The sequence below is a fragment of the Brachybacterium alimentarium genome (assembly GCF_002332425.1).
Classification (GTDB): domain Bacteria; phylum Actinomycetota; class Actinomycetes; order Actinomycetales; family Dermabacteraceae; genus Brachybacterium; species Brachybacterium alimentarium.
In genome coordinates this window covers 1-5,526 of the sequence record NZ_NRGS01000023.1, presented here as the reverse complement: position 1 = coordinate 5,526, position 5,526 = coordinate 1, and the positions used below count along the sequence as shown (strand labels likewise).

Here is a 5,526-nt window from a genome sequence, read left to right as displayed (position 1 = left end):
CAGGGACCCGTTCCTTCATCCTCGCTCCGTGACTACAACGTCATGACCCGCAACACTTAGCGCCAAAGGTTCCGCAATCACCGGAACGTGGTCGAATTTCGGTTTAACGTCTAGCGTTATTGACGGGGCCCGTTATAGACCGGTCTCGACGTCGTGATCGAAGGCATCCTGCATTCCGAGAGCTATGGCGAGATACTCGCTCAGCTGCGAAAAGATCATGCTGGTCTGACTCGCTGCTACTGCTATGAACTCGACCTTGACGAGACGCTCGAACGGCATCGAACGAAGGCATTGGCCGCGGAGGTGTCGGAAGCCGATGTCGCGTCCTGGTACCGCAGTGCAGACCGGGTCGCTGCCCTGGATGAGTCAGTATTCGATGCCACGGTGAGCGCTGCCGACGCTCTGCAGCAGGTCCTCGCGGACGTGGGGTGGAGCAAGGCGCTCGACATCGGTTCATGACTGGCACTTGTGATGCCGTTCGCCGACATGGTGCGTTCGAGCCGAACTCCATCAGAGGTTGCTCTGTACCGGAATGCGGTGGACTTTCGCTTTTCGCTTCAACCTCTGCGCTGTTGGCGAGGAGCGGCCTGGTGGTGGGTGGGCAGCTGGAGCAACGCTGCGTCCAGTAGCGGTGCCGGAGTCTCGAGAGCAGCTGCACGTGCAGCAAGATCGCCGATGATGTGCTCCGCCTCGACGGGATCGCCGTGCTGGAGGTCGCGGTAGAGCGACGAGGTGAACGCTGAGCCTGATTCGGTGAGCAGGCCGAGGGACTGTGCATGCCCTGCCGCGCTCACTGGGTGGCCGGCTGCTTCCGCGATCTGCTCGCACTCGGCGATCGCCTGGAGGATCTGCGCTTCGCCTCCGGCGGCGAGGATGTCGCCGATGGTGCCGCGAAACAGGCAGGTGATGACGCCGGCGGCGGCGATGAAGGCCCATTTCTCCCACAACCGCGAGGCGATGTCGTCCACGACCTCCAGTGCGATGCCGTCGACGTCGAGCGTCCGGCGGATGTCGACGGGCACGGCCTCGCCGAGCAGCCCGCCGACAGTCACGTTGCACAGCGGGGTCATCTGCACGACGGTCGCGTCTTCGTCCAGGGCCGCAATGATCTTCACGATGCCCCCGAGGACCTGCCCCGGGAAGGCACGCTCCAACAGGTCGATATGGGCCATGCCGTTGAGCAGCGGGACGATACGGGTCTCTGGCCCGATCGCGGGAGCGACCGTCGAGACGATCGCTTCCAGTACTAGTGCCTTGACTGCGACGATCACGAGGTCGAACGGATCTGCGCGCTCCAGCGCGGTGACGGCGCGCGCCATGTGCACGCCGTCCACGTCAGGTGCGCGGAAGCGCAGGCCGTCGGCAGCGAGTTGCGCGGCGCGGCGCTCTCGGACGAGGAACGTCACGTCCTGCTCGGCGGCGATGAGTCGCGCCCCGAGGGCCCCGCCGGTGGCTCCTGCTCCGACGATGAGGGTCCGTGTCATGGGGTGAGGTTCCTTTGATGAGTTGCCGGGCCGGAGGCAGTCGATGAGTCCGCTGGCCGTCCCGTTCACGTGCCGGAGCTGATGAGGCCGTAGGTGGTGCTGGCAAGCAGTCCGGCCCCGATGATCAGCAGTGCGATCCCGCCCAGGAGAGTGATGAGCCGGTCCGCGGCCGGGGATCGGTGGAAGCCGAACAGCCGGATCAGCGAGATCGTCACCGTCCACCACAATCCTGCGCCGAGCACGACGGCGGCGCACAGTGCGATGGTCCGCATCTCCGCTCCGTCGCCATGTCCGATGAACTGGGGCAGGATCGCCGCGAAGAAGAGCAGCGCCTTCGGGTTGGTCGCGTTCGTGACGAATCCGCGTGCGTAACCGTCCTGTGTCCTGTGCCCGATGTCCTCGGTGGCGTCAGGTTCGGCGCTGGGGGTGGCCCGAAGCATGCTCGTGCCCATCCACAGCAGCACTCCAGCTCCGAGCAGCTGCACGACGGTCAGCGCCCCTGGCGCGGACACCAGCAAGGCGGTCGCTCCGGCGGCGGCGAGCAGCGCGTGCAGCATCAGGCCGGCGACGATCCCCACTGCAGTGGATGCGCCTTCTCGGACGCCGCGGGTCGCCGCGTGCACGACGAGCACGAGGTCCGGGCCAGGGACCGCCAGCGCTACCAGCAGCGCGAGGGTGAACGCCGCCCAGGATTCTGCTCCCACCTGCGCCTCCTATCCGTAGACTCTTCTGGACGCCAGGTTATGGGCAGAATTCGCTACTCTGTCTCCATGCGTGAACATCAGATGAGATCAGCCCGATTACCCGAACTGGATTCGGTGGATTGGGCGATCCTCGAACTGCTGCAGGTGGATGCGACCTTGCCGAACAAGGACATCGCCGCCACGGTGGGCGTGGCTCCGAGCACCTGCCTGGAGCGCATCCGGCGGATGCGCCGCAACGGCACCATCGTCGCTACCCGTGCGCATGTGGCCCCGAGCTTGCTCGGCAAGGGTGAGCAGGCGTTCCTCGGCATCCAGATCCGCCCGCATGCCCGCGACACGGCCAACGACTTCGTGCAGAAGGCGCTGGCACTGCCGGAGACGCTTGCCCTTTACAACGTCAGCGGCAGCGATGACTACCTCGTCCACGTCGCAGTCGCCAACAGCACCGAGTTGCAGACCCTCATCATCGACAAGCTTCTGGCGCTGCCGCAGGTCGCGCACTGTCGGACGCAGCTGATCTTCGGCGAGCCCTTGGTGGCCCCGCTGCGGCACCGCCCTTCGGCAGGCGCGTCACGCGGCTGAGACCATCAGCTCTGCCATTGCGTCACCACAGGAAGTGGTATGCGGCGGAACGCGTTCGGGTGCAGATCGGCGCGGTACGGTCGGACCGACATCACGATGGATTCCTCTCATGGCAGTGGTCGGAGAGACGATAGAGGACACTGAGCATGGCGCTGACCTTTCGACGAGCAGAGACGTCTGACACCGCCGTCGCGCAGCAGGCGTACCGGCTGATCATCGACCACCTGGCCGAAACCGTCGACTTCCCGCACTGGCACACCGAGAACCACCCCACCCCCGAGGAGGTCGCCGACTGGGTCGAAGCCGGCGAGCTCTATCTCGCGCTCGATGAGAGGGCGAGACCGCTGGGGTCACAGTGCTAAACCACGACGCCGTGGACGCCTATCGAGAAGCCGCGTGGACCATCGAGGCGGAGCCGCTTGAAATCCTTGTCGTGCACGCTCTGGGCGTCGTGCCCGACCACCTGGGCACGGGAGTGTCACGCTCCCTCGTGGATGCGACGCTCGAGGTCGCCCGCGAGCAGGGCTGCAAGGCCGTCCGCCTGGACACCTACGTCGAGAACATCCCCGCGCGAAAGCTCTATGAGCGCCACGGATTCACCGACCTGGGCTGCCACACGGTGGCCTACGAGGGTACGGACCTGAGCCAGTTCCACCTGTTCGAGTACGTACTCTGAGCCCAGCGCCGGGTAGGCGACTCGCAGACCCCGCACGGGCGGTTGCTGAGTGCGCTTGCGTCGCCGACCTGTCGATCCAGAGGTTGGTTGGCTACGGAACGTGGTGGAGTTCCGGTTTAACGTCTAGCGCTAGGCAACAACGGTTCCGACAGGCCGTGGTGGGGTACGCGCGTGCGCTCGGTTGAGCCTAAGATCTCGTGCTCGAGCTGCTGAAGAGCGATCGGGCCGGGCAGCACAGCAGTAGGTTTGAGGACCTGTGGCGGTCCTGCCTCAGGTGGACCGGTGCTGGCTCGGAGGAGGCGGAGATTGTTGACTGTCACTGACATCGAGGGCGAGCTCGCTCCGTTCCGTCCGGGTGAGTTCCTCATGGAAGACTTCATCGAAGGCTTCGACATCACGCCGAACACGGCTGCATTGTCGAACGGAGACTCATCACGTCGGATCTGCGAGTCCGTGCACGGTAAGCGTTCGATCGCGACCGACGCTCCGCTGCGTTTTGGCAAGCGATACGGGACGACCGCGCAGTTCTGGCTCGACCTGCAGACTCGCTACGATCCCGACCTCGCCGAGGATCGTGCGGCCGAGCAGGTCGCCGCAATCGAGCCGCTGAGGTCCGCGTGAGTGCCACCACCGAGGTGAGCCCGTTTCCACCGATGGAGTCGGAGCTGGTCACTGATCGGCTTCGGCTTCGCCCGTGGCTGCTGGCCGACAGTGGAGCCGTGAGGACGTTGTGGCTGGAGCGCGACCCGAGAGTGCCCGCGAGGCGTCGTATCGACGATGCCGGTCGCCCGACGGAGTCTGAGATCGGTGAGCTCATCGAGGCGCAGCTGGAAGAGTCGGCCGCGTCCGGGTTGTCGGTACTGGCGATCGAACGTCGGGTTGCGCCTGGTTTCATCGGGTACTGCGGTTTGAGCATCGGCGATTCGACGCTGAACGAGCCAGAGATCGTCTTCGAACTTGCACGATCAGTGCGCGGTCGCGGATACGCAACCGAAGCCGCGAGCGCCGTCCTCGATACTGCTTGGACGACTGGGCGCTCCCGCGTCTGGGCCTCAGTCCGGGAATGGAACGCCGCTTCCTTCAGGGTGCTGTCAAAGCTGGGCTTCACCGAAGCTGCTCGGCGGGACCCCGATCCGGATCACGGCGATACCGTATGGCTGACACTCGACGTCAGCGGTCAAGAGCGCGGCTCGAGACGTTCGTAAGTGCCGGAACACGGTGGCCTTGCAGTTCACTTGCAGTTCAACAGAATGGGGACCGTTGTCGTGACCCCGATGGCGATCGAGGCCAGCGATAACCGGTCATCACATTTGAGGGTGCAGGAGTAGGAACTGCCGCTCGATCAGGTCAAGATGTCACCTATCCATGTGGCAGTCCGGTCGGGGACGGTCCATGCGCTACCGGACAACTAGACCCTTCAGCTGATCGGTGATGCTGCGCGGTTCGCGCTCCAGGAGTCGCGAGAGCGAGGGGTCCGAACCCGAGAAGTGTCCGCTCCTGGTGGCCTGGAACATCGACAGAGTGAAGCGCGCGACCGCCTCGGGCGTACCGCTGGCCGTCGCATCGGACACCCATGTCTCGTCGTCGACGACGACGCGATCGATCTGGCGACCGGTGATCTCGGATGCGGAGGCGGCGAAGTCCGCGAGGGTGACAGGCTCGGGCAGCGTCAGATCTATCGGGCCTTCGTGTGGTTCCTCGGCTGTGATGATCGCCGCGGCCGCCTCAGCTGCATCGCGGCGGTCGATCCAGGAGAAAGGGCCGTCGGCGGGCATGGCGATCACGCCCGTTTCCTGCCACGCACCGAGCAGCTGGGTGGGGTCGCCGTAGAAACCGTTGCGCAATGCAGTCCAGGCGACTCCGGATGCTTCGAGATGCTGTTCGGTGGCGGCGTGGATCGCGAGCGGCGGGTAGGGCGTGTCGAAAGCTGTCCCCTGGGCGCTCGTGTACAAGATCCGCTGTGCTCCTGTGTCGACGGCTGCATCAATGGCCCTGTGGTGCTGCGCGACGACGTCAGCAGTGAGGTCGCTCGAGGAGACCAGGAGGACCTGCTCGGCGTCAGTTGAGTCCCGCATAGTGG

The 5,526-nt window shown here is 65.1% G+C and carries 9 protein-coding genes; 6 read left to right on the top strand and 3 right to left on the bottom strand.

The genetic code is table 11. The features are described from left to right. Positions 1-153: 153 nt before the first annotated feature. Positions 154-459, top strand: a complete 306-nt coding sequence (locus CIK71_RS17540; RefSeq protein ID WP_141393729.1) for a P-loop NTPase family protein — start codon at positions 154-156, stop codon at positions 457-459. A gap of 98 nt (positions 460-557) precedes the next feature. Here the strand turns inward: CIK71_RS17540 and CIK71_RS13720 are convergent, their stop codons facing one another. Continuing rightward, the gene (locus tag CIK71_RS13720; protein ID WP_096166245.1) at positions 558-1,484 is read right to left on the bottom strand and encodes a ketopantoate reductase family protein; all 927 of its coding nucleotides are present in this window, start codon (positions 1,482-1,484) and stop codon (positions 558-560) included. Positions 1,485-1,549: 65 nt separating this feature from the next. Continuing rightward, on the bottom strand, positions 1,550-2,188 hold the full coding sequence (locus tag CIK71_RS13715; protein WP_096166244.1) for a LysE family translocator: 639 nt from the start codon (positions 2,186-2,188) through the stop codon (positions 1,550-1,552). Between the two features lie 66 nt (positions 2,189-2,254). Between CIK71_RS13715 and CIK71_RS13710 the strand changes: the two genes are divergently transcribed. The 5 genes from CIK71_RS13710 to CIK71_RS13690 all read left to right on the top strand — a co-directional run bounded on the left by CIK71_RS13710 (position 2,255) and on the right by CIK71_RS13690 (position 4,651). Further along, positions 2,255-2,770 (top strand): Lrp/AsnC family transcriptional regulator, encoded by a 516-nt coding sequence (locus CIK71_RS13710; protein WP_096166243.1) that lies wholly within the window; start codon positions 2,255-2,257, stop codon positions 2,768-2,770. A 146-nt stretch (positions 2,771-2,916) separates the two neighbouring features. Continuing rightward, positions 2,917-3,132 (top strand): hypothetical protein, encoded by a 216-nt coding sequence (locus tag CIK71_RS13705; protein WP_096166242.1) that lies wholly within the window; start codon positions 2,917-2,919, stop codon positions 3,130-3,132. Beyond that, entirely contained in the window at positions 3,126-3,446 is a 321-nt protein-coding gene (locus CIK71_RS13700) for a GNAT family N-acetyltransferase (RefSeq protein WP_096166241.1), read from the top strand. The genes CIK71_RS13705 and CIK71_RS13700 overlap by 7 nt, the downstream gene beginning before the upstream one ends. A 282-nt stretch (positions 3,447-3,728) precedes the next feature. Beyond that, complete coding sequence (locus CIK71_RS13695) at positions 3,729-4,067, top strand: HigA family addiction module antitoxin (protein ID WP_338022883.1); 339 nt, start codon at positions 3,729-3,731, stop codon at positions 4,065-4,067. Beyond that, positions 4,064-4,651 carry a GNAT family N-acetyltransferase gene (locus CIK71_RS13690; protein ID WP_241964075.1) on the top strand — a complete coding sequence of 196 codons (588 nt, stop codon included), beginning with the start codon at positions 4,064-4,066 and terminating at the stop codon, positions 4,649-4,651. The genes CIK71_RS13695 and CIK71_RS13690 overlap by 4 nt, the downstream gene beginning before the upstream one ends. Before the next feature lie 192 nt (positions 4,652-4,843). Here the strand turns inward: CIK71_RS13690 and CIK71_RS13685 are convergent. Continuing rightward, the coding region (locus CIK71_RS13685; protein ID WP_141393728.1) for an NAD(P)H-binding protein at positions 4,844-5,526 on the bottom strand (683 nt) is incomplete at its 5' end.

What these genes read in the sequence shown, in the direction of transcription:
- CIK71_RS13705 (WP_096166242.1), top strand. Translation starts at nt 2,917, where the DNA reads ATGGCGCTGACCTTTCGACGAGCAGAGACGTCTGACACCGCCGTCGCG.
- CIK71_RS13720 (WP_096166245.1), bottom strand. Translation starts at nt 1,484, where the DNA reads ATGACACGGACCCTCATCGTCGGAGCAGGAGCCACCGGCGGGGCCCTC.
- CIK71_RS13710 (WP_096166243.1), top strand. Translation starts at nt 2,255, where the DNA reads ATGCGTGAACATCAGATGAGATCAGCCCGATTACCCGAACTGGATTCG.